This window comes from Halomonas sp. KO116 (assembly GCF_000734975.2).
Lineage (GTDB): Bacteria > Pseudomonadota > Gammaproteobacteria > Pseudomonadales > Halomonadaceae > Vreelandella > Vreelandella glaciei.
Map to the genome: position 1 here is coordinate 1,232,765 of NZ_CP011052.1, position 24,128 is coordinate 1,256,892.

At 56.4% G+C, this 24,128-nt stretch carries 18 protein-coding genes; 9 read left to right on the forward strand and 9 right to left on the reverse strand.

Features of this window, described 5'->3' with window-relative positions:
• Positions 1–39: 39 nt before the first annotated feature.
• From KO116_RS05785 to KO116_RS05800, 4 genes are read left to right on the forward strand one after another with little or no spacing between them, the layout of a single operon-like run.
• A complete protein-coding gene (locus KO116_RS05785; protein WP_082072552.1) occupies positions 40–615 on the forward strand; it encodes a molybdopterin-dependent oxidoreductase in 576 nt (191 codons plus the stop codon).
• Positions 605–2,869, forward strand: a complete 2,265-nt coding sequence (locus KO116_RS05790) for a hybrid sensor histidine kinase/response regulator (protein ID WP_035562386.1) — start codon at positions 605–607, stop codon at positions 2,867–2,869. Before KO116_RS05785 ends, KO116_RS05790 begins: the two co-directional genes overlap by 11 nt.
• Positions 2,850–4,016, forward strand: a complete 1,167-nt coding sequence (nosP, locus tag KO116_RS05795; protein WP_035562389.1) for a nitric oxide-sensing protein NosP — start codon at positions 2,850–2,852, stop codon at positions 4,014–4,016. The genes KO116_RS05790 and nosP overlap by 20 nt, the downstream gene beginning before the upstream one ends.
• A complete protein-coding gene (locus tag KO116_RS05800) occupies positions 3,985–5,376 on the forward strand; it encodes a hybrid sensor histidine kinase/response regulator (protein WP_035562392.1) in 1,392 nt (463 codons plus the stop codon). Before nosP ends, KO116_RS05800 begins: the two co-directional genes overlap by 32 nt.
• Here KO116_RS05800 and KO116_RS05805 read toward each other — a convergent pair.
• Positions 5,373–6,050, reverse strand: a complete 678-nt coding sequence (locus tag KO116_RS05805; RefSeq protein ID WP_035562395.1) for a response regulator — start codon at positions 6,048–6,050, stop codon at positions 5,373–5,375. The genes KO116_RS05800 and KO116_RS05805 overlap by 4 nt on opposite strands.
• 129 nt (positions 6,051–6,179) lie before the next feature.
• Here KO116_RS05805 and exaC point away from each other — a divergent pair, with 129 nt between their 5' ends.
• Both exaC and adhP read left to right on the forward strand, forming a co-directional pair.
• A complete protein-coding gene (gene exaC, locus KO116_RS05810) occupies positions 6,180–7,700 on the forward strand; it encodes an acetaldehyde dehydrogenase ExaC (protein WP_035562398.1) in 1,521 nt (506 codons plus the stop codon).
• A gap of 121 nt (positions 7,701–7,821) precedes the next feature.
• The gene (adhP, locus tag KO116_RS05815; protein ID WP_035562401.1) at positions 7,822–8,850 is read left to right on the forward strand and encodes an alcohol dehydrogenase AdhP; all 1,029 of its coding nucleotides are present in this window, start codon (positions 7,822–7,824) and stop codon (positions 8,848–8,850) included.
• Between the two features lie 80 nt (positions 8,851–8,930).
• Here the strand turns inward: adhP and dauA are convergent, their stop codons facing one another.
• The 3 genes from dauA to KO116_RS05830 all read right to left on the reverse strand — a co-directional run bounded on the left by dauA (position 8,931) and on the right by KO116_RS05830 (position 13,513).
• Positions 8,931–10,679 (reverse strand): C4-dicarboxylic acid transporter DauA, encoded by a 1,749-nt coding sequence (gene dauA / locus KO116_RS05820; RefSeq protein WP_035562404.1) that lies wholly within the window; start codon positions 10,677–10,679, stop codon positions 8,931–8,933.
• A 153-nt stretch (positions 10,680–10,832) separates the two neighbouring features.
• Positions 10,833–12,881, reverse strand: coding sequence for a choline BCCT transporter BetT (gene betT / locus KO116_RS05825; protein ID WP_035562407.1), 2,049 nt, complete (start codon positions 12,879–12,881; stop codon positions 10,833–10,835).
• A gap of 212 nt (positions 12,882–13,093) precedes the next feature.
• Positions 13,094–13,513 (reverse strand): hypothetical protein, encoded by a 420-nt coding sequence (locus tag KO116_RS05830; protein WP_035562410.1) that lies wholly within the window; start codon positions 13,511–13,513, stop codon positions 13,094–13,096.
• A gap of 149 nt (positions 13,514–13,662) precedes the next feature.
• On the opposite strand from KO116_RS05830, the gene KO116_RS05835 reads away from it, so the two are divergent.
• Positions 13,663–14,613 (forward strand): alpha/beta hydrolase, encoded by a 951-nt coding sequence (locus KO116_RS05835; RefSeq protein WP_035562412.1) that lies wholly within the window; start codon positions 13,663–13,665, stop codon positions 14,611–14,613.
• On the opposite strand, the gene KO116_RS05840 is transcribed toward KO116_RS05835, so the two are convergent.
• From KO116_RS05840 to KO116_RS05855, 4 genes are all read right to left on the reverse strand, one after another.
• Entirely contained in the window at positions 14,610–15,305 is a 696-nt protein-coding gene (locus KO116_RS05840; protein WP_035562415.1) for a response regulator, read from the reverse strand. The two genes, KO116_RS05835 and KO116_RS05840, sit on opposite strands and share 4 nt — an antisense overlap.
• Positions 15,306–15,393: 88 nt before the next feature.
• The gene (locus KO116_RS05845) at positions 15,394–16,800 is read right to left on the reverse strand and encodes an ATP-binding protein (RefSeq protein WP_035562419.1); all 1,407 of its coding nucleotides are present in this window, start codon (positions 16,798–16,800) and stop codon (positions 15,394–15,396) included.
• A complete protein-coding gene (locus tag KO116_RS05850; RefSeq protein WP_035562423.1) occupies positions 16,800–19,937 on the reverse strand; it encodes an efflux RND transporter permease subunit in 3,138 nt (1,045 codons plus the stop codon). Before KO116_RS05850 ends, KO116_RS05845 begins: the two co-directional genes overlap by 1 nt.
• Entirely contained in the window at positions 19,934–21,160 is a 1,227-nt protein-coding gene (locus KO116_RS05855) for an efflux RND transporter periplasmic adaptor subunit (RefSeq protein WP_035562426.1), read from the reverse strand. The genes KO116_RS05850 and KO116_RS05855 overlap by 4 nt, the downstream gene beginning before the upstream one ends.
• 205 nt (positions 21,161–21,365) lie before the next feature.
• Between KO116_RS05855 and KO116_RS05860 the strand changes: the two genes are divergently transcribed.
• Entirely contained in the window at positions 21,366–21,959 is a 594-nt protein-coding gene (locus KO116_RS05860) for a TetR/AcrR family transcriptional regulator (protein WP_035562428.1), read from the forward strand.
• Between the two features lie 29 nt (positions 21,960–21,988).
• Here the strand turns inward: KO116_RS05860 and KO116_RS05865 are convergent, their stop codons facing one another.
• Positions 21,989–22,999 carry a zinc-binding alcohol dehydrogenase family protein gene (locus tag KO116_RS05865; protein WP_035562431.1) on the reverse strand — a complete coding sequence of 337 codons (1,011 nt, stop codon included), beginning with the start codon at positions 22,997–22,999 and terminating at the stop codon, positions 21,989–21,991.
• Between the two features lie 126 nt (positions 23,000–23,125).
• Between KO116_RS05865 and KO116_RS05870 the strand changes: the two genes are divergently transcribed.
• Positions 23,126–24,010: an alpha/beta fold hydrolase gene (locus KO116_RS05870; protein ID WP_035562434.1), complete on the forward strand. Its 885-nt coding sequence runs from the start codon at positions 23,126–23,128 to the stop codon at positions 24,008–24,010.
• Positions 24,011–24,128: the final 118 nt, after the last annotated feature.

Below are 24,128 nucleotides of genomic sequence, written 5' to 3' on the forward strand. Positions count from 1 at the left end.
TATTGAGACTGACCTATTTAAGGAGATAGCGTAATCTTTATGCTGTCTCCTTTTATTTCTGGGCGTTTAAACCAACGGGTCTTTTGGCGTGAGGTGTTTACTGTGAAAGCGTTATTAATGGGGTGGGTTGTGCTGATATTCAGCATTCCCCTAGCGGGGCTCGCTGAAACAGCCGATAACTTAGAGGAACCCAGCGGGCCGGTTATTTTGACCGTTAGCGGTAATGTTGGCCTTACGAACGTTGGTAGTGAGGCGCAGTTTGACCGCGCCATGTTAGAGGCGTTACCACAGCACGAGTTCGATACCACCACACCCTGGACAGAAGCTAGTAACCATTATCGCGGGCCTTTAATGCGCGACCTGCTGGCGCGTTTAAACGCGGAAAGCGATACGGTACACGTTGCCGCCCTGAACGGCTACGAAGCGGAAATACCGGTGAGTGATTTTGAAGAGTATGACGTTATCTTAGCCCTTGAAAAGGATGAAAAAGCAATCCCCATTCGTGAGTACGGTCCGTTATGGGTGCTTTATCCCTTTGATCAGGATGAAGCGCTGTTAAGCGAAAAAATACGCTTCAGAGCGGTATGGCAGGTTATGCATATTGATGTTCGCTAGCGCTTCAACCGCTCAGGCTTCCAGCTTGCTGCGTTATCCTCGCCGTTTTAAGCTCGTTGCCATCGTTGCAGTATCGCTATTTGCCGCGGCGTTGGTCGTCGCTACCCTAGCCGCCTGGCGGCAGGAAAATCTCACTCAGAGCCTGCGTGAAGATACCGCCTGGGTGGTTTATAAGCTGGACCGCGATGCGGTACAGCTCTTGAACCATCTATTGGCAGTGACGCGTGAGCCGCTTACGTCCGAGACGCATGATGAGCTAAACCTACGCTTTGAGCTGTTATATAGCCGTATTACATTGCTCAATGAGGGTGAGGTCAGCACGTTATTACAACAGATCGGTACGGCTCGGGAATTATTGGGCCAAATCCAGCAACAGCTGGATGTGCTGGATATTATGTTTTATCCCTATGATGGGCCTGAAACCGGTGGGAGAATTGATCAATTAACGGTGACGGTGCTGGAAGAGGAATTGCAGGCACTCACGCAGTTAACAGAGCGCCTGGTTATTGCGATTAATGGCTATTTGGCCGAGTCGGCGACCGAAGAGCGCGCTCAGCTTAGCCTGCTCTACAAGCTCCTCATGTCACTAATCGTCGGAATGAGCTTCGCGGCTTTTCTGGTGATTGCTTTTCTGGTGCGCGAAATGCGTGAAAGTGCGGCGGTCAGGCGCAAGCAGGAGCAATTAGGCCAGCAATTGGAAGTTACTGCCAAACAGGCGCAGACGGCGAATCAAGCTAAGTCAGACTTCCTCGCTATGGTCAGTCACGAAATTCGTACCCCGCTGAACGGCGTGATTGGTATGAGTGAGTTATTACGCGAATCGGCGAGTCCCGCTCAGGTAGAGGATTACGCTGACACGATTCACGATAGTGCCAATCAACTGCTGGCAATGATTAATGAGATCCTCGATTTTTCTAAAATCGAAGCCGGTCACTTAACCCTGGAAACATCGCCTACTGCGCTAAAACCACTTATCGATAGTGTGGTGGTGCTGCTTGCACCTAGGGCAAAAGTTAAAGGATTGACGCTTACGGTTAACGTCGACCCACTGGTGCCTGCGTGGGTGTTGGTCGATGCTGCTCGCCTGCGGCAGATACTACTAAACCTGATCGCCAATGCGATCAAGTTCACTGACCATGGCGAGGTAAGCGTCAAGGTCTCCTCTACAGTAGAGCAGCTATTATTTGAGGTGATCGACACCGGTTGTGGCTTGAGTGAGCAGCAGCAAAAGCGGCTTTTTGAGCCTTTTCAGCAGGCGGATGAGTCAGTGGCCCGCCGCTTTGGTGGAACTGGGCTGGGGCTTGCGATCTGCAAGCGGTTAAGCGAAGCCATGCAAGGGCGGTTAGGGGTCAAGAGCCAATTAGGCCAGGGAAGTACCTTCTGGTGCCAGTTGCCCTTGGTTGAAGCTGACCCTGTTTCAGCGTCACTGCCCGTAATGCCTAAACACGATTTTTCAGGCACAACGCTGCTGCTGGTGGAGGACAATGCGGTCAACCGCAAAGTCGCCATTGGCTTGTTATCGCGCCTAGGCTGCGATGTGATCTGGGCCGAGAACGGTCATGACGCCTTGGCAATGGCCCAGTCACAGCAGGTACAACTCATCTTTATGGATATCCAGTTGCCCGATATGGATGGCTTGTTAGTCACTCAGCGCTTACGCGAACAGGGTGGCTGGCTGGCGAGTGTTCCTATCGTCGCCATGACGGCAGGCGGCGCTGAAGATGATCGCCAACGCTGCCTAGCTGCGGGCATGAACGATTACATTACCAAGCCGCTGTCACTTTCGGCGTTAAGTAACGTGCTGGCGTTACAGCTTTTTGCCACTCCCGACACTGCTCCTATACAAGCATTAGCGGGAACACAAACGCCAACCGGGGAGCCGCCGTTACTGAATGCCGACACTCTCGCCATGCTGAAAGCGTCACTGGGAGAATCGAGCCTGATCCAACTGGCGATGCTTTACCATCAGCAAGTCAGCAATTACACCGAGCAACTGGCTGCTTGCCTGGTGGCAACACCACTGACTCCAGAACAGCACCATCAAGTTATGCGTTTGGCGCACCAGCTGCGCGGCGAGTCAGTGAGCATGGGCGCCGACCAGCTTGCCGAATTGGCGAAGCAGTTGGAGATATTGGCCAAGACAGAGCAAGCCACTACAAGCCAACTCAATGATGTGTTCAGCACGTTAAAGCTTGCCGCTGCGCATACCCATGCCGCACTGGAGAGATGGTGTCGTGACCACTTATCCCGTTGAAAAGGGCATCATTACTGCGGCTAGCCAGCATCCCGACGCTTCCTACGCTGCAGCCGAGCTAGCTTGCGCCCTATGTCACGAGCATTTGAGCTTCGTGCTGTTCTTCTGCAGTGCGGAGTATGATTTAGCGGGGCTGGCGGCTGCATTAGAGCGAAGCTTTCCCTCCATGCCACTAAGTGGCTGCACCACCGCAGGGGAAATTACCCCGCTTGGCTATGACCGTGGCTCGATTGTAGCAATGGGCTTTGATCGTCGTTGGTTTGCCATCGAAACAGCGCTGATCGATGACCTGGATCATTTTGAGTTAACCAATGCGCAACCGCTAGTTGATACGTTACTTGAGCGTTGCCGGCGACAGGCCATTGCACCCATCAACGAACACAGCTTCGCTCTGACGTTATTGGATGGCCTATCGAGCCGTGAAGAGCAGGTGCTTGCCACCTTAGATGCAGCGCTAGGTCGAATACCCAGCTTTGGCGGCTCAGCAGGCGACGATAACCACCTTAGCCACACCCACGTGTACAGCGCCGGGCGCTTCTATACCCAAGCCGCGGTCGTTATCATGATCAATACCCGCTTGCCCTTTGAAGTGTTTTCGACCCACCATTTAACGCCGCTAGCTCACAAACTGGTCGTGACGGAGGCAAACCGAGAGCAACGACGGGTGATTGAGCTGAATGGTTTACCCGCCGCACGGGTATACGCGGATTTGGTTGGGCTTGCGCCTACTCAACTCAACGCAGCGATATTTGCTCGTCACCCTTTAGCGGTGCGTATCGGGGGGCAGCACTATGTGCGCTCCATCCAGAGTGTTAATAGCGACAATAGCCTGAGTTTTTACTGTGCGGTTGAAAATGGCATCGTGCTCACGGCCATGCAACCAGCACCGCTACTCGATGATCTTCAAGTGATGCTTGCCGGGGTGAGCGCTAGGCTTGGGGCGCCTAGTGTGATCATTGCCTGTGACTGTTTTTTACGCCGCATGGAACTGGAAGCGCTCGATCATTTAGAGCAGGCGTCGCAACTGCTACGCCAATCGCGAGTGGTGGGATTCAATACTTACGGCGAGCAACACCACGGCATGCATGTGAATCAAACGTTTACGGGGGTGGCGTTTGGATCTCTTTCAGCTGACGACAACCACTGACGATACCAGTAGCAATGACGAGCTTAATGTCGCAGAACTGGGCGAAGAGAACCGTCGTCTGCGTAAAGTTTGCCAAGCGCTAATGGAAAGGGTGGAAGGGGATGGCAGTGCCGAGGGCGCCCCTTACGCCGCATTTGAACGTTCAGTGCTGCTTGCTGAGCAGGTGCGAGAACGCACCGATGCCTTACACCGCACCCTGGACGAACTGGGCCAGGTCAATACGCGATTATTGGCGGCCAAAGCCGAGGCTGAAGCGGCCAACCTTTCCAAAACAAAATTCCTCGCGGCGGTCAGCCACGACCTGCTACAGCCTCTCAACGCCGCCCGGCTGTTTGCCAGTGCGTTAGAAACTCACTCTTTACCTGAAACCTCGCAAATGCTGGTGGGCCATATTGGCCGCTCGCTAAAAGATGTGGAAGGGCTGATAGGAACGCTGGTGGATATCTCACGCCTGGATGCGGGGGTACTGCGTGCCGATAAAGCGCCGTTTGCGGTGAGCACGCTGCTCGATACCTTGGCGGAGGAGTACCGGCAAGTGGCTGGCGTGCGTGGCTTGGCGTTGCATTACGTGCCCTCCAGTATGATGATTGAATCAGACTTGGCGCTGCTGGCACGGGTCATACGCAACTTTCTTAGTAATGCGGTGCGCTATACCGAACATGGCCGCGTGCTGCTGGGCTGCCGACGACGCCCTCATGGGTTGGAAATTATGGTGGGCGATACCGGCCCCGGCATTCCAGAGCAGCAGCGCGAAGCGATCTTTCTGGAGTTCCGGCGGGTTAACCAGCCCCATAGTGCTAATAGCCGTGGCTTAGGGCTGGGGCTAGCCATCGTTGACCGGATCAGCAGCATGCTGGAGCAGCCGGTATCCCTCGCTTCTCGCCCCGGCGTGGGGGCTCTGTTCTCTATCACCGTGCCTTACGCGGCGGTCGCGACATCGGCTCTGCCCATGCGCTATGCCTCGCCTTCAGGTGAGATAGATGATCCGTTGCAGGGTTGTATCGTCTGGGTGATCGATGATGACTTGGCCATTATTGAGGGCATGCAGGCACTGCTAAGCAGTTGGGGCTGTCGGGTACGCGCGGCAGCCACGGTGAGTGCCCTTGAGGCCGCCAGCGATGGTGAGCGCCCTGCGGTGCTGCTGGTTGATTACCACTTGGGGGAACATCGTGAAACCGGTATCGATCTGGCCGCGCGCTTGCAGCGGCGCTATCCTGGATTGGCCGCCGTGGTTATAACGGCGAATCACGAGGCAGAGATTAAGCGAGCCACCCGTGAAGCGGGCATGCACTGCTTACTAAAACCGCTCAAGCCGCTGCGGCTGCGCATGCTGCTTGGCTCGCTGTTGCATAAATATTAGTGAGCCCGGTTGGCGCGGTAAAAACTTAAATCCTCCTCCCCGGCAATGACGATCGCATGCACCCGACTGGTTGCATTTAATTTACGCAAGATTGCCGAGACATGGGTTTTAACAGTGGTTTCGGCAATCAACAATTCTCGCGCAATATGTTTATTGGACATCCCTTTGGCCATACAGCCCAAGACCATCAACTGCTTTTCGGTCAGGCGCGCCAAGCGCTCGCTGGGCGTTGTGGCGGTGACGGTGGTGGGGGGCAAAGACGTGCGCGGCGCAGGCCGACGCATGATGTCGGGCGGCAGGTAGAGCTGACCTTCAAGAATCTGTGTTAAGGCTGCTAGCATTGCTTCCCGGGGCGTAGATTTGGGGATATAGCCCACCGCGCCCAGGGTAATGGCATCCAGCACCAGTTGGCGCTCTTGATGCGCAGACACAATCGCTACTGGCAGCCATGGAAACACCTCGCGCAGTCGGGTTAGCCCCTCTAGCCCCTCGGCATCCGGCAGGCTTAAATCCAGTAGCAGCAAATCTAACTCCGCATGCTGTTCCACCAACGTCATCGCATCAGCGAGACTCTCTGCTTCCACCAGTTGGCTGCCTGCCAAGCCCCCGCTAATCACGGTTTGCAGCGCATCACGGAACAGCGGGTGGTCATCGGCCACTAACAGGGAATACATGGCGTCTCCTACCAAGGGATGAGGGCTAATCCTGCCATCGGGCTATATCGCCATTTGCTTTAGTGAACAACACTGTCTAAGCATCTTAAAAAAGCACCTTTAACAATCATAATACTCAGGAGCATGACAATGATCTACGCCAACCCTGGTGATACCGGTTCACTGGTGTCATTTGAAAAGCGCTATGGCAACTATATCGACGGCGAATTCGTTGCCCCGGTCAAAGGCCAGTACTTTGACAACATCAGTCCTGTTAATGGTCATGTTTTTTGCGAAATCCCCCGCTCGACGGCAGAAGATATCGATAAAGCACTAGATGCGGCCCACAAAGCGGCACCTGCCTGGGGGAAAACCTCGGTTCAAGAGCGCAGCAATATTCTGTTAAAAATTGCCGACCGCATTGAGCAAAACCTGGAAATGCTCGCCGTCGCCGAAACCTGGGATAATGGTAAAGCGGTACGCGAAACCATCAATGCCGATATTCCATTGGCTGTCGATCACTTCCGCTACTTTGCAGGCTGTCTGCGTTCGCAAGAAGGCACCGCAGCGGATATTGATGCCAACACGGTCTCCTATCACTTCCACGAGCCGCTAGGCGTGGTGGGCCAGATCATCCCCTGGAACTTCCCGATCCTGATGGCCGCCTGGAAACTGGCGCCTGCGCTGGCAGCGGGTAACTGTGTGGTATTGAAGCCCGCGGAACAAACCCCCGCCTCGATTCTGAAAGTGATGGAAGTGATTGGCGATCTGCTGCCGCCCGGCGTTCTCAATATCGTCAATGGCTTTGGTGCTGAAGCGGGCCAAGCACTGGCCAGCAGCAAGCGTATCGCCAAGATTGCTTTTACCGGCTCCACGCCTGTCGGTTCGCATATTTTGAAATGTGCGGCGGAAAACATTATTCCCTCTACCGTGGAGCTAGGCGGCAAATCCCCCAACATCTACTTTGCCGACATCATGAATGCCGAACCGACGTTTATTGATAAAGCGGTAGAGGGCTTGGTGCTGGCGTTCTTTAACCAGGGCGAAGTGTGTACCTGCCCTTCGCGGGCGCTGATTCAAGAGAGCATGTACGACGAGTTCATGGCCAAGGTCATCGAGCGCACCAAAACCATCAAGCGCGGTAACCCGCTAGATACCGATGTACAGGTAGGCGCCCAGGCATCCCAAGAGCAGTTCGACAAGATCATGTCCTACATGGATATCGCCCGGGATGAAGGGGCTGAATTCCTCACCGGCGGCAATAAAGAGACCATGGATGACAGTATCAACAGCGGTTACTACATTCAGCCCACGCTGCTGAAGGGTAACAACCAGATGCGCGTCTTCCAGGAAGAGATCTTTGGCCCGGTGGTAGCCGTCACTACCTTCAAGGATGAAGAAGAAGCCCTCGCGATTGCCAACGACACCGAGTTTGGCTTGGGCGCAGGCGTTTGGAGCCGCGATATCAACGTCGCTTTCCGCATGGGCCGAGGCATTCAAGCCGGGCGCGTGTGGACCAACTGTTACCACCAGTATCCCGCCCACGCAGCCTTTGGTGGCTATAAGAAATCTGGTGTTGGCCGGGAAACTCACAAAGTCGCCCTCGAACACTACCAGCAAACCAAAAATCTGCTGGTCAGCTACGACATCAACCCGTTGGGCTTCTTCTAACCCCTTCTGCTAGCCACACCGCCCGGCATTAGCCGGGCGGTATTGTCAGTCCCCTGACGCTGACTCTACCGATAAGAGCAGTACTTAAACTGCCGTATCGAAAACTATTAGGAGTTGCATCATGGATAGCACAATGCGCGCGGCGGTCGTTCGTGAGTTTGGCCAGCCGTTGGCCATAGAAGAAGTTGACGTACCTCGCCCTAAGCAGGGCGAAGTATTGATGAAAGTGGCGGCCTCTGGGGTTTGCCATACCGATTTACACGCCGCCCAAGGCGATTGGCCGGTGAAACCCTCGCCGCCATTTATTCCAGGGCACGAAGGTGTTGGGCATATCGTGGCGGTGGGTGAAGGCGTTACCCATGTCAAAGAGGGTGATCGTATTGGTGTGCCCTGGCTCTACTCGGCCTGCGGCTACTGCGAGCACTGTTTAGGCGGTTGGGAAACCCTGTGTGAGTCTCAGCAAAATACCGGTTACAGCGTTAACGGTGGGTTTGCCGACTACACCTTAGCGGATGCGGGCTATGTTGGGCGCCTGCCGGATGCCATCGACTTCATTGAAATAGCTCCTGTGCTGTGTGCGGGGGTGACGGTTTATAAAGGCTTGAAGATGACTGATACCCGGCCCGGCCAGTGGGTGGTGATTTCGGGCATTGGTGGCCTGGGCCATATGGCGGTGCAGTACGCCAAAGCGATGGGGCTGAACGTGGCGGCTGTCGATATCGATGACGGCAAGCTAGCCCTGGCTGAGCGTTTAGGCGCCACGGTCACCGTTAACGCCATGAAAACCGACCCAGCGGCGTACTTGAAGAAAACCATTGGTGGTGCTCACGGGGCCTTGGTGACAGCGGTGTCGCCGAAGGCGTTTGATCAGGCGCAGAATATGCTACGCCGCGGCGGGACGTTGGTGCTCAATGGCTTACCGCCCGGCGACTTTCCGCTGCCGATCTTCAGCACGGTGCTCAACGGTATTACCATTCGTGGCTCTATCGTCGGCACGCGCAGTGACCTGCAGGAAGCGTTGGATTTCGCTGCCGAAGGCAAGGTTAAGGCCACGGTAGCGACCGATACGCTGGATAATATCAACGATGTCTTCCAGCGCATGATTGACGGCAAGATCGAAGGCCGCATCGTGTTGGACATGGCGAGCTAACAGCCAGCCAGTGGGTATCGCACCAGGGGGAGAATACTCCCCCTTTTTAATGTCGAACTTGCCACTTGAACAGTCGATATTTAATCCTTTCCGCTCTCCAGTAAGCTCAGCCAACGGCGCGCCATGCGCTCGGCATGGGCAAGGTTGCTGACGACCGCTAGCTTCCCCGCTTCGCGTCGAATGCCTGCGCGCTTTATTTTCAGCGCCATGCGCGGCGGCAGCCCAACAAACATCACCCCCACGCCTTGCTCACCTAGCTCACGGCGCAGTGACTCCAGCGCCACCATCGCGGTGGTATCTAGGCTAGGCACATCACGCATATCCAACACGACGATTCTCACGCTGTGATCAATGATCCGTAGCGTGGCGATGGCTTTTTCTGCGGCGCCAAAAAACAGCGGACCGCTAATTTTGTAGAGCGCTACTTCTGGCGGGAAATGTTCGCCGGTGTTGTGCGACTCAAGGCGCTGAGTATTGGTTAGCTGCGCCATTCTGCGAATAAATAGCGCGGCGGCTAGGCCAATACCGACGGCCACGGCGATCACCATGTCGAAAATAACCGTCAATGCGAAACAGATTACCAATACCCATACATCGCTGGTGGGCGCGCTTTTTAGCGTGTGCATAAAATGCCGCGCTTCACTCATGTTCCAGGCAATAATAAACAGCAGCGCAGCCAGCGCAGCCATCGGTACATACCCCAGCACGCCCGCCAGTGCGACGACGGCCAGAAGCACCACTACCGAGTGCACCAGTGCCGCGACAGGTGAAAAGGCACCACTTTTGATATTGGTCGCGGTGCGGGCAAGGGCCGCCGTAGCAGTAATGCCGCCAAAGAAGGGCACCACCAGGTTGCCGAGCCCTTGGCCAATCAGTTCTGCATTGGGGTCATGGCGGGTGCGGGTTAGGCCGTCTGCGACAACGGCGCACAGCAACGATTCAATCGCAGCGAGTAAAGCGATCGCCAGCGCAGGGCCTAGCAGCGCTTGAATCAACGCAAAGTCGATTTCAAGCGGCGTGCCATCTGCACCCGGGAGGTGCCAGGGGGCTACAAAGCTGGGCGCAAAGGGCGGAATGCCGCTGCCGCTTTCACCCTGAAACTCCCAGCTAAACCGCGAGGCGATCGTATCGACCTCAACGCCACTCATCAGCAGTAGCGAGGCTGCCAGCGTACCCACCGCTAACCCTACCAGCGGGGCAGGTATTGGGGTATTTAAGCGCGGCCAAACTAACAGCGTTGCTAAGGTGACAAGCCCGACGCTGATCTCCGCCAGCGACAGCGTGGGCAGCGCTTGGCCGATCAGCATTAGGTTATCCAGAGTGCTATCGCCCAGCTCGACCCCCGCCAAACCCAAAAAGTCAGGCAGCTGTAACAGGGCAATCACCACGCCGATGCCCGCCGTAAAGCCAAGAATGACCGGGTAAGGCACGTACTGAATGAGACTGCCCAATCGCGAAAGCCCCAGCGCGACCAAAATAGCGCCCGCCATAAAGGTGGCAATCAGCAGCCCCCCCAAGCCATGGTTGGCAACAATCGGGAAAAGAATAACCACAAACGCAGCGGTGGGGCCGGAGATGTTAAACCGCGAACCACCGGTTAGCGCGATCACCGCCCCTGCCACAATGGCCGTATAGAGCCCGTGTTGGGGCGGTACCCCAGTGGCAATCGCCAGTGCCATGGAAAGCGGCACGGCGACGACGCCAATCGTCAGCCCCGCCATCACGTCGCGCTTTAATTTACCCAGCGAATAACCTTCACGCCAGGCGTTGAGTAACGCACTGCCAGGCATCGGGAAAACGTACCCCGAGGGTCGATGTGCGCGGGACATGTGGCCAGCCTCCTAAGTGTTAGGGAAAACAGGCTACTACGCTACGCCTACCCTGGAGTTCCCACAACAAAGCGTTTTTTCAGAGCCGTTCGCGCACAAAAAAATCCCGGCGCGCAGGCCGGGATTGTCTGTGGGGTTAAACAAATAATGCCGTTACATTTGGGAATCTTCAGGCGGCTCCCCAATCGTGCCGGGCATCGCCTGTACATGGCCCATCTGCTGACCCGCCAGGGTGAGGAAGTGCAGGTGGCGCTCATATTCGCAGACCAAATCACCAATCACCTGACCCCGGGTGTAGCCGTTAAGGTCCTTATCTTGCCCACCTTCAGCCAAATACACATCCAAGCGTACATAGAAGTCATCGTCCGCCGGGATAAAGCTTGGCGTACGCATGCGGTGCGGACACACTTGGTAAACAAAGCTGGTGGCTTCACCAAAATCGACCTGTAGTGTCAGGTTGGCTAGCGTTTCACCCTCAACGTGCTCTTCGGTCACGTTGGCGGTTTGGCCTCGGCTTTCAAGCTCCTGGGCGAACTGCGTCATTGCAGGGCGAATCGCATGCTCGATGGTTGCCGCCGCACCCGCGCGGTTAGAGGTATCCAGGGCACGATCCAAACGCTCTTTCCAGTCGCCGCCTGGGGCGCTACCGGCAATCATGCGGCGCGCATCGGCCTTGCTGCCTTCCATTTTCAGGGCTTTATACATACCCACCATGACCGCGAAAATTACTAGCGAGAAGGGCAGTGCGGTGATGACCACAGCACTCTGCAGGGCATTCAAGCCACCGGCCATTAGCAGGGCAATGGTGATCAAGCCGATCATCACCGACCAGAAGATACGCAGCTTTACCGGCGCATCGTGGTTCACATCGCTCAAAATAGAGGTAAAGTTGGCCAGTACCAGCGCACCGGAGTCCGCTGAGGTAATAAAGAACACAATACCCAGTACGGTAACGACCGCAGCGGTAAGGCCAACGTAAGGGTAGTACTCAAGCAGCGTGTAGAGCGTCGTTTGCGGGGTGTTAAGGGCCTGTTCGCCTAGCTCCACAACGCCTTGATTAGCGACCAATTCAATACCGCTGTTACCGAAGACTGACATCCACACCATCATAAAGGCCAGCGGAATAAACAGTGCACCGGCGACGAATTCACGAATGGTACGGCCTCGGGAGATACGTGCCAGGAACAGCCCCACAAAGGGCGTCCAAGCAATCCACCAGCCCCAGAAGAAGATTGTCCACCACATCTTCCACTCTTGGGCGCCCTCATCGGCAAAGGCATAGGTATCAAAGCTTGCACCGACAAAACCGGAAAGGTAATCACCAGCGTTATTGACCACTTTGTCTAGCAGGACCAGGGTGTCGCCTGAAAAGAGTACAAACAGCATTAACGCCAGCGCCAGCAGCATGTTGAACTCTGATAAGCGGCGAATGCCTTTCTCAACCCCAGTGACCACCGAAATCGTCGCTAGTATCACTACCAGGACAATCAGGATCACCTGCACGGTAAGGGTTTCCGGCACACCGAACATATAGGTTAGGCCGTAGTTCAACTGCATCACCCCAATGCCAAGGCTGGTCGCAATGCCGAACACGGTGGAGATGACCGCCGTGATATCCACCGCGTTGCCAATCGGGCCGTGGATACGTTTACCGAGGATTGGGTAGAGCGCGCTACGAATAGCTAGCGGCAAACGGTGACGGTAGCTGAAGTAAGCCAGCGCCATACCCATCAACACATACAGCCCCCAACCGGAGAGCCCCCAGTGCAGATAGGTTTGAACGACGGCGTTACGCATCGCTGCCTGGCTCTCCGGGGTTAAATCCGGCGGTGCCAAATAGTGGGCAACCGGTTCGGCAACGCTGAAGAAGAGCAGGTCGATGCCGATACCCGCGGCAAACAGCATGGCCGACCAGGAGAGCAGCGAGAACTCGGGCCGAGAGTGATCGGGACCCAGGCGAATACTGCCAAACCGCGACATACCAATGGCGACGACGAAAACCAAGTAAGCCACGATGGCGAGCATGTAGTACCAGCCAAAGGTTTTGCTCACCCAGGCGAGGCCAGCATCAAAAAAGGCGCCTGCTTGCTCGGTGAACAGCATGGTAAGCACTAAAAAGATAAGGATACCGGCTACACTGCCGTGGAAAACCACGGGATTGAGGCGGTCGCGGGAGGGAAGGTTAAGGTTGTCTTTCGCCATGCAGGCGGGCTCCTGTTGTTGAAAGAGGAAGGGAAGATTTTATTTTAAATGAACGTTCAAATAAAATACGCGATTAAGCCTTTTCCTTCAAGTTAACCTCCCTTGTGTGGGGTGAATAAGCGTGGAGTGAGCGGTGAGAAAAATGCAAAGGCAGACGCAAAAACGCCCGGCAAGCCGGGCGTTAACGCTAACATTTAAAAAATGATCAATGCTTATTCACTATCGGCGCTGTCGTCGTTATCGCCGTAGTGGCCGCGTTTGCCGTGCTTACCACGATACTCTTCATGGGCTTCGTGCATGGCATTGCGCAGCGCTTCTTGCTCTTCCTCAGAGAGGATCTCGGCGACCCGCTCTTGGTGCTCTTCACGCAGAGCGTGCATGGCTTCACGGTGTTCAGCGTGAGCTTCGTTCAGCTCAGCCTGCTTCTCTTCAGAAATTTCTGCGCGCTGATATACCTCTTGGCGACGCTCCTCCATGCGCTCTTCCATACGCTCACGATCAGGATCTTTACCTTCATGATCACCGTGGCTATCCGCTTGAGCGGTAAGCGCTAGCGGAGCAATAGCAATAGCCAGTAGGGCGGGGGCAAACAGTTGGCGAATTGACAGTTTCTTAGCACTTGAAATTTTCATAAGTTCTCTCCTGGTGAGTTGACGATGCCAGTATCGCTAGGAGACGTGCAAACCGTTTGCAGATAGTGTGCAACAATCATGATCTTATTAGCTCGTTGCAGGTCGTAGTCGGTAGGTGAGGGGTCACCTCGTTATCAAGGAGCAAATTAATGTCGCGAATCGAATACTTTCGCGTGTTTCAGCAGCGTTATGCGTTTACCACCCTACGCCGTGTTACTGGCCTGGGGGCGCTTGCCTTGCTATTGAATGGCTGTAGCGCTTCCCAACATATTAGCCAGGGCGAAACTGCTGTTGAGAGTAACCCGTTGCATGCCCCCCAGCCTTTTGAGCGCTTAGCCCCAGTTAGTTACACACCCGAGGCATGGCCTCAGGCGTTAAAGGCGAGTGTTTATCTGCCCAATGGATCAACGGATACGCGGCGACCCGCGGCATTAGTGGTACATGGCGGCGGCTGGCGCAATCGCACACCGCAAGATATGCAGAGTATTGCCGAACAGCTAGCAGGGCAGGGCTATGTGGCGGTGAATGTTGAGTACCGTTTTGCACCGGAATACCGCTTTCCCAATCAGCTAAACGATTTGCAGCAGGCCATGACCTGGATTCACGCCAATGCCGATGAGTGGCAGGTGGATACCGATCGCATTGTGGGTGTAGGTTTTTCATCCGGTGCCCACCTGGTAAGTTTGTTGGCGCTAGCGGGCGTCGAAGGGCCATTGGCGGAGCCATACGGCGGTGAGCAGAGCCGTCTGGCCGCGGTGCTGGCCGGGGGTCTTCCCAGTGATTTGCTCAAGTTTGAGGATGGGCCGCTAGTGGTTGATTTTATCGGCGGCACCCGCGCAGAAAAGACCGAGGCGTACCGGTCAGCCTCGCCTGCTTGGCAAATTACCCCACAGGCACCGCCGTTTTTTCTGTTTCACGGCAAATGGGACAAACTGGTGCCGGTGGATCACGCCACGGACTTCTATCAAGCCCTGCAGGACAACCACATCGAAAGTGAACTCTACCTGCAGCGCTGGCGCGGCCACATTACGAGCTTCCTGCTACGGGGCGGCGCTATCGATGCAGGCATCGCCTTTCTCAATCGGCAGGTAAATCCTTAACCCTCCGGCTGATACTTATAGCCGACACCATATACCGAGCGAATGATTTCGAGTTCAGGGAGAGCTTCGTGGATCTTTTTGCGCAGTTTTTTGATGTGGCTGTCCACGGTGCGCTCTGAGACGATGCGATTATCGCGGTACATGTGATCCATCAGCTGTTCGCGGCTGAAGATGCGCCCCGGCGCCTGCATCATTACGCGCAATAACTGAAACTCCACCGCGGTCAGGCCCAGGTCCTGACCGTGGGCGAGGGCTTGCCAGCCGTCTTCGTTTAAAACCACCGGGGCGTTTTGTACTTCACTCGACGCCTCGGCTGCCGCTTGGCTGCGGCGCAGTACGGCTTTGACCCGAGCGACGACTTCACGAGGGCTAAACGGCTTGCAGATATAGTCATCGGCACCTAGCTCCAGTCCCAGCAGGCGGTCGACCTCTTCTACCTTGGCGGTGACCATTATAAGTGCAATGGAGGGCCACAGCTGGCGAATTTCCCGGCTCAGAGTGAGGCCATCTTTACCCGGCAGCATAATATCGAGCAGTACCAGGGCAGGGGAGTGCTGCTCCAGCCACGGCATCACTTCATCACCGTGGCCCAGGGTCGTCACCTCGAAGCCATGGGTGGTTAAGTAGTCCGCCATCAGGCGGGCAATCTTCGGTTCATCCTCAACAACGAGCAAAGAGGCAGCATGAGACATAGAGGTAGACTCGCTTAGCAGTGAACGGAAAAGCATGGCTTAAAACTGATTTATAAGCATTCGTTCTTAAACAATTGTTTTGAAAATATCAGACAGGGGTCAACAGGGGAAAGCGCAGTGTCCAGCACAGCCCACCTAGTGTTGAGGTGGAGGGTGTCAGCGTTGCGCCGTGGGCATTGACCAAGGCGCTGGCAATGGAGAGGCCCAAGCCGCTGCCGCCGCTAGCGCGGTTGCGCGATCCTTCCACTCGATACAGACGCTCGGTTAAGCGTGCTAGCTCTCCCTCCGGTACACCCGGCGTACTATCTTCCCAGGTAACCACTGCCATTCCCTGTTGAGTCGTGAGCGTGACGCGGAGTTCGCCCGGCGGCTGGGTGTAAGCGCAGCTATTATCCAGCAGGTTGTTCCACAGCTGGCGCAGGCGCTGGGCATCGCCACGAATCATAATGCCAGGCTCGATTTTTTCTGTCAGCGTTAAACCGCTGTCCATTAACCAGCGGTCAGCGTCAGCCAGACGGCTAGCGAGACAGTCGCTAAGATCCATCGGGGCCAGCTGTATATCCAACGCGCCCGCGTCGCTTTGGGAAAGCAGGCGTAAATCTGCCACCAAACGCTCTAGTTGACCCACCTCTTGGGCGAGCGAGCCGAGGTTCTCTTGATTCAGGGGCCGAATGCCATCCTGCATGGCTTCGATCTCTCCGCGCAGCACCGCCAGCGGCGTGCGCAGCTCATGGGCCGTATCGGACACCCAGCGGGCGCGGGCATCACGGCTGGCTTCCAGCGTGGCGGCAAGCACATTGAAATCCCGCGCTAGGCGCGAGAGCTCGTCGCGGCCGCGTTCCGGTAGCCGGGTGTGGTAGTCGCCTTCGGTAAGGCGCAGCGTGGCGCCGGCCAATGCCCGGGTACGACGCCCCAGCCACCAGGAAAGCCCGCCCGCCAGTAGCAATGAAGCAACGCAGAGTGATATGACGATAAGCACCAGATTACGCTGCTGACGCTCCAGAAAGCGGCTCTCCATGCGCTCCATCATTTCCCGCGGCGGCCGGAAACCCAGCGAACCGATAGTGGTTTCACCGCTTTGCAGCGTTAGCCAATGCCAGTTGCCCGAGTTTTCGCGCCCGCTGTGGGGCGGCACGACAAAGCGTCCATCCGCTGCGCGAAGGCTAAAATCCCGCGCTTCGCCAAGCGGTGAGGGGCGGTCGCGATGCTCCTGGCCAAGCTCAAAACGAACAATAAACGGCCAGCGTTCCGGTGACTGCTCCAGCCACTCCCAGCTCTGCTGGGTTTCCCAGCGTGTGACAAGACCGTCTGCTAGCAGCGTGGCGCGGCGCTCTTGGGCTTGGTTGAGATAGTCGAGAAAGCCACGGTCAATACTGTAGGAGACGGCCAGAAACATACTGGCTGAGATGGCCACATTGACGCTTAGGATAATCACAAACAGCTTCAGGCCCAGCCGAGAGGGCCGCCATTGGCGTATCGCGGTGAGCACTGCCATTAATGAGCTCCCTCTTCTTGACTCGATTTGTTGTCGCTCAATTTGTTGCTGGGTGAGGGCTGACGCGGGGCACTAAGCCGTTCGCGAACATTCTCCATGCCCAGATAGAGGCAGGGCACCAGAATTAACAGAATAGCCGTTGCGAACAGCATGCCAAAACCTAGCGAAATCGCCATAGGAATCATAAAGCGTGCTTGCCGCGAGGTTTCCAAGATCATGGGTGCCAAGCCCAAGAAGGTCGTCAGCGTGGTCATCATAATCGGCCGTAAACGGCGAGTAGCCGCCGCCACGATGGCGCCCCGGGCATCCATGCCTTCGCGGCGTTTACGGTTGGCGTAGTCAATCAGCACCAGCGCATCGTTGATCACCACGCCAGAGAGCGCGAGCATGCCCAGCAAACTGATAATCGAAAGTCCGAAACCCATAATCATATGGCCGGCCACTGCACCGACAATGCCGAAGGGAATGGCGGCCAACACCAGCAGCGGCTGCAAATAGCTACGGAACGGAATGGCGAGCAGGGCGTAAAGAGCGGCAATCATTAACCACATGGAGGTCTTGAGCGTGGCCAAGTTGTCGGCGGTGTCCTGCTGACGACCGCCCATGCTGACCTCAAGCCCTGGCCAGGTTGCTTCAAGATTGGGGAAAACCTCTTCCTGCAGCGTTGCCAGTACCTGGTTAATGGCCAGATCGCTTTCTGAGTCGGCGGTCACGGTAATAATCCGTCGCCCGTTAATGCGCTCAAGACTGCTAGAGGCCTGACTGATGGTGATGTCGGCTACCCGGGAAAGTGGCACGCTGAGGCCGTCAGGCGTGCGCACCGGCATGCGGTAGAGCTCATTCAGGCTGTCGCGATTGTCGTTGGGCAGACGAACCTCAACGCTGATTTCGCTGCGTCCGACGTACTGTTCAAGTGCCGTGGCACCTTGAAGAGGCCCGCGTAGCGCTTCGGCTAAATTGCTGCCTGTGAGCCCCAGCGCGCGGCCTTCGGCAGAGAGACGCATCTCTAACTGCGGTTTACCGTCGCCCAGGCCGCTGTCGATATCGGTGAGTCCATAGCCGCCCAATGTTTCCGCCAAGCGTTCGGCGGCGGCTTCCAATACCTGCGTGTCCGGGTGGGAAAGGCGAAGGCTGAGCGCCGCGCCGCTGCCGGGGCCGCCGACATCAGCCTCAAAACGCACTGACTGAGCGCCGAGTAAATCGCCGGTTAAGTCGCGCCACTCGCGGGCGATGCGCGACGGTGGCCAAGCCTCTAAACTCTCGCTGGCAATATCCAAACGCACTTCCAGGCTTTCGCCGTCCAGGCGACTGCGCGAGCTACTAAAGCTGAGTGTTTCTTCGCGCTCGCTTAGGACATCGGCGGCGTCGAGCAGCTGTTGGCTAAGCTCACGGCTGACGCTGATATTGCTGCCAATGGGCAGCGTTACCGTTGCCTGAACCTGATCCGATTCAACTCGTGGCATCAGGGAAAAGCCCAAACGCCCGCTCATTGACCAGGAGAGGGCGATCAGCAGAATGGCGACGCCCAGCGAAATGCTTAGCAGGCGCTGATTTAGCGCGCGCTGTAGAAACGGCTCGAACTGGCGATAGGTAAAGTGGTGTAAGCCGCCCTGGAGGCGTTGGCGCAGTGCTTCAAGAGGACGCTGCCACGCCGGGGTTTGGCGCGGTTTACGGCTATGCGCCAAGTGGGCGGGCAGAATGACGAGCGCTTCCAGCCAGGAGATTAAAAAGACGGTGACTACCACCACCGGCACGGTGGCAAAAATAAGCCCTAAAAAGCCGGGTAAAAACAGCAGCGGCAGGAAAGCGACGATATTGGACAGAATCGCAAACGTGAGCGGCGTGGCGATCTCGCTGGCGCCTTTCACCGCTGCATCGCGCAGCGAGTAGCCCTCTTCCCGGTAGCTGTAGATATTTTCGCCAACGATAATGGCGTCATCCACCACGATCCCTAGGGCGATAATAAAGGCGAACATCGACATCATGTTGAGCGAGACGCCGATCCAGGGCAGAAACAGCATGGCGCCCAGAAACGCCGTCGGAATGCCCAGGGTGACCCAGAAGGCTAACCGTGCTTCCAGAAACAGCGCCATGAGTACCAATACCAGCGCTAAGCCCATCCAGGCATTTTTTAACAGCAGGCTAAGACGGTCTTCGTAAACTTCTGAGCTGTCGCGGGAAATATCCAGGCTGACGCCTTCCGGCATACCTTCCCGCAAGCGCTCAAGCTCTCCGTTGACCGCTTCAGAGATACTGGTCGGGGTCTGGTCGCCAATCTGGTAAACATCCACAGAGAGGCCGGGCTGACCGTTATAGAACTCCTCGCGATCGGTCTCGGCAAAACCGTCACTGACCCTGGCGATCTCACCGAGTGTAATCGGAGCGCCCTGAGTGCTGGTGAGTATCGGCAGCTCTGCAAAGGCTTCAGCGCTGTTGCGCCGCCCTTGATAGCGAATTAGCCACTCGCCTTCGGCCGTTGTTAGCTGACCACTGGCAAGGTCAAGCGCCTCTTCGGCGATGCGGCTGGCCAACGCCTGATGGTCGAGGCCAAAGCGCTCGATGGCCTCTTCATCCAGATGGACTTGAATCTCCCGCTCGCGGTTGCCGGAAAGCTCAGCGCGGGAAATGCCCGATGTGGCTTGCAACTCGCCGCGTACATCTTCAGCCGCATCGTGGAGTGCCTCTAGGCCGACCTGGCCATAAACTTGCAGGCTGAGCACACTGCGAGAGCGTCCCGCCAGGGTGAAACGCGGTGGATCGGCGGCGCTGGGCAGCGTGGTGATAGCGTTCACTGCCTGCTGAATATCCTGATAGGCGCGCATGACATCAATGCCGTCAATCAGCGTAGCGCTGACGTTGGCGCTGCCTTCGCTGGCCGTCGCGGTGAGCTCATCAATGCCTTCGACATCGGCAATTGCGGCTTCCACCGGTAGCAGCAGGCTCTGTTCAACATCTTCCGGCGTGGCGCCGGGATAGCTAATTGTGACTTGGACGACTTCGGTGTCGAATTCGGGGAATACTTCCTTTTTAATCGCCAGCGATGCCATTAAACCGCCGGCGATAAAAAGCACCATCAGTAAGTTAGGCGCTACCCCGTGATCCACCATCCATGCCAATGGGCCGCGTGGTACCTTCATGATTCGTCTCCCGGTTCATCTCCCGCTTGGGCCGGGGTGTCGTTGGGCCGACGAATGCGCACGAGTTGGCCTTCTCGAGGCTGGGCCAAGCCCGCGGTGACGACCTGCTGGCCGGTTTCCAGACCGCTACGAATCAAGGCGTCATCTTCCCCGCGATAAGCCAGCGTGACCGGCGTTCGGCGCAGGCGATTCTCCTCGTCGACTCGCCACGTAACATCCCCTGGGCGAAGCGCGGCAGAGGGTAGCGATATGAGTTGCTCTTGAATAGCGGGTTGAAAGGACGCACGTAGCACATCGCCCAGACGCAGGGCCGGGCCGTCGCTCTCTAGCGCCAAGGGGTCGTTCACTGCGATGAGTAGCTGTGCCTGCAGGCCATTCTCTTCCAGGCTGGGCAACATCGACACCAGCGTGCCTTCACGTGTGGCGCCTTCGGGCCAGCCGCGGCTGGTTAACGTCACGCTACTGCCCGCTTCCAGCCACTCCATCCACTCACCGGGTAGTGAGGCGCGCACCCAAAACTGCTCGACGCCCACCAGGTGCAATACCTCGGTGCCTTGACTGAGCAGACTGCCGGCGCCGACCAAGCGCTCCTGTACTATGGCCCGCCAGGGAGCGGTGAGGGTTGCGCGCTCAACATTCAGTGCTGCCTGGTCGCGGGCCACGCGTGCTTGGGTGAGTTCAGCTTGTGCTTGGCGCAGCTGTGGTTCACGCAAAACCAGGGCTTGGCGTTCGGCGGAGAGTTGGCGACCAAAGGATTCGTATTCACTACGGGCGCGCTGCTGCTCTGCCTGCTCTAAAGCAAGTAGCGCCTGGGCATTAGCCAGCTGCGCTTGAGCATCTTCAAGCGTAAGCGCCAGATCGGCTTGATCGATAAACGCCACGGCGGCGTCTTGCTCGACGACCTGGCCGGGAACAACGCCATTAGCGAAACGCTCAAGCTGCCCTGCTACGCGGCTTGCCAGCATTGTCTCCTGCTCTGCCTCAACGCGACCAAAGCCATAAAGATTAGGGGCCTGAGTGCTCGCGGACACGGTCATTACGTCTACCATGGTAGGTAGAGGTTCCGGCGGCGCTGTGCGCGCAATGCGGGGTGGCTGAGATATAATCCACCAAGCGAGCACAAGGGTGCCGACAAGAATCAACAGCGCAGCTACGGCACCTAACCGAACGCGGCCTCGTTGATAAGACGAGTGAGGGGAAGAGAGGGAGCGTTTTGGTGTCATTACCGCGCGTCATCCGTTGGCTAGGGCGAAAATCCCAGAAAAATAAGCGTATGATGCTAGCATCACGCATTGTTAAGCAGCGATTAGTCAAACAATGTGCAAATAACATGTAATTAACATTTACTTGGCACTCAATCATTTGGCTTTTACTTACTTGGCTTTCACTCATTTGATAGTAATAGACTGACTGGTCTACTTTAAGTATATGAAAAACAATGTAACCCGCGACAAATTAATTGATAGTGGCGCCGAGCTGATTAGTCAGCAAGGCTACAACGCGACGGGTATTAATGCCGTTTTAAAGGCCTGCGGTGTACCCAAGGGCTCCTTCTATCACTACTTCTCCAGCAAAGAGGATTTCGGGCTGGCGGTGATTGAGCGCTTTGCGGCTACTTATGACGAAACGCTGGTGGCACTGCTGGAAGATAGTGAGACGCCACCACTTGAGCGCCTGAAACGGTACTTCGCAGCAGGCCGGGACCATATGCACGAGTGCGATCATGCCACGGGCTGCTTGATTGGCAACCTTGGCCAAGAGCTTTCAGGCCAGAGCGATACCTTCCGCGATGCGTTAAACCTCGTGCTACAGCGCTGGGAACAGCGCTTCGTGCGCTGCCTGCAGGATGCACAGGCGCGGGGTGATATTGCCAGCCACACCGCACCCGAGGCGCTCGCCAGCTTTATTCTCACCGGTTGGGAAGGTGCCATTCTGCGTGCCAAAACGCTTAAATCCGTCGAGCCGATGGAGCAGTTTGAAACGATCCTGTTTCAGCAAGTACTGGTACGCCCATTGCCATAGCCAGCGATGGACGTGACGTTGAGCGCGTATTAAAAGCCTTCCAAGACCAGTTTGCCAATCGTGCTGTTGCTCTCAATCAGAGCGTGCGCGCGCTTTAAATTCTCGGCGTTAATCGGGCCCAATACCTCGCCTAGAGTCGTTTTTAGGCGTCCGTCATCGACCATGGTCGATATTTCTGTGAGCAGGTCGTGCTGCTTGGCGAGATCGTCCGTCGCGAACAGCGGGCGGGTAAACATCAGCTCCCAATGCAGGGACAGACTTTTCATTTTGAGCTTACGCACATCGATCAGCTCCGGGTCATCAATAAGCGCCAGTTTTCCCTGGGGCTTGAGGGCTTCAAGAATGGCCTCAAAGTGGTGGTCGGTCTGGTTAAGGCTAATCACCATATCCACACCGTCAAAGCCCGCCGCCTTAAGTTCTTGATCAAGTGGCTGGTGGTGATTAATCACCGCGTCGGCGCCTAGTGACTTCACCCAGGCTTGGCTTGCGGGCCGGGACGCTGTGCCAATGACGGTAATATCGGTGAGCTGTTTGGCAAGTTGCACCAGGATTGAGCCCACTCCCCCTGCTGCACCAATCACCAACAGGCTTTTGCCTTGGGTATCGCGCATGCCTAGTTCTAGCCGGTCAAATAGTAGCTCCCAAGCCGTAATCGCGGTCAGCGGAAGCGCAGCGGCCTCCGTGTCAGAAAGGCTTTTCGGCGCTAGGCTGGCGATACGCTCATCGACAAGCTGATATTCAGCATTAGAGCCCTGCCGAGCAATATTGCCTGCGTACCACACCCGGTCACCCGGCTGAAAGCGGGTGACCGCGCTGCCGATGGCATTGACCACGCCCACGGCGTCGTAACCCAGCACGCGCGGCTCGCCGCTTTCAGGCAGGGCGCTACTGCGCACTTTGGCATCCACAGGATTAACCGAAACCGCGCTTACCGCGACACGAATGTCGTGGGCGTCAGGCGTGGGTAGGGGGAGCTCAATGGCTTGCAGCGCGTCAGGATGGTCGATGGGCAGACTTTGGGTAAAGGCGAACGCCTTCATAGTAGTTCTCTCGTTAACGATAAGTGGCACCATCATGCCCCGATGTTGTTTTATTAAAAAGAACTCTGCTGCGTAATATCAGCGCAGGCTGAATTGAATCGCCATGTCCTAAGTCAGGAGCTCACCATGTTTGAAGGGTTTGAAAAACAGACACGTCACGTTAACGGTATCGACATTACGTTTAGAATGGGCGGCAGCGGCCCGGCACTTCTTCTGCTCCACGGCCACCCACAGACCCACATAATTTGGCACAAAGTGGCAGAAGAGCTTGCCCAGCATTTCACCGTTATCGCAGCCGACCTGCGCGGTTACGGCGACAGCAGTAAACCCGACGACGATCCTGAGCACCTAAATTACGCCAAGCGCGCCATGGCTGCCGATATGGCAGAGCTGATGAGTGCGCTGGGCTTTGAGCGTTTTAAAGTGCTGGCCCATGATCGTGGGGCGCGAGTCGCCCATCGTTTAGGCGTTGACCACGCAGAGCGAGTAGAGCGTATGGTGCTTCTGGATATTGCCCCGACGCTGGCCATGTATCGCGGCACCAACGAGGCCTTTGCGCGCAGCTACTGGCACTGGTTCTTCCTAATTCGCCCCCAGCCGCTGCCGGAAATGCTGATCCAGAGTAATCCCCCCCAATACCTCAAAAGCGTGATGGGTGCCCGCAGTGCCGGCATGGCGCCTTTCTCCCCAGAAGCGCTGGCCGAATACCAGCGCTGCCTTGCGCTCCCCGGCACCGCTACCGGTATTTGCGGAGACTACCGCGCCAGCGCCACCATCGATTTGGAGCATGATCAAGCCGATATCGACGCAGGCGTAAAGCTCACCTGCCCATTAAAAGTGATGTGGGGCGCTGAAGGCGCCATTGAAGCTTGCTTTGATGCACTCAGTGAATGGCAAAAAGTCGCCACCGATGTAAAAGGCAAAGCGCTCCCTTGTGGCCACTACATCGCCGAAGAAATTCCCGAAATACTGCTGGATGAAGCGCTGCCGTTTCTTCTTGACGCTGGATAGGCGATTCGGGAGGCGACTGACCAAGACGAAGCGGGTAAAAAACTGGATAATGGGCCGCAATTCGCCTGTTGGCTTGTTTTTGCAAAAGCCCAGGCACACTCATTACTCCGGACGCCCG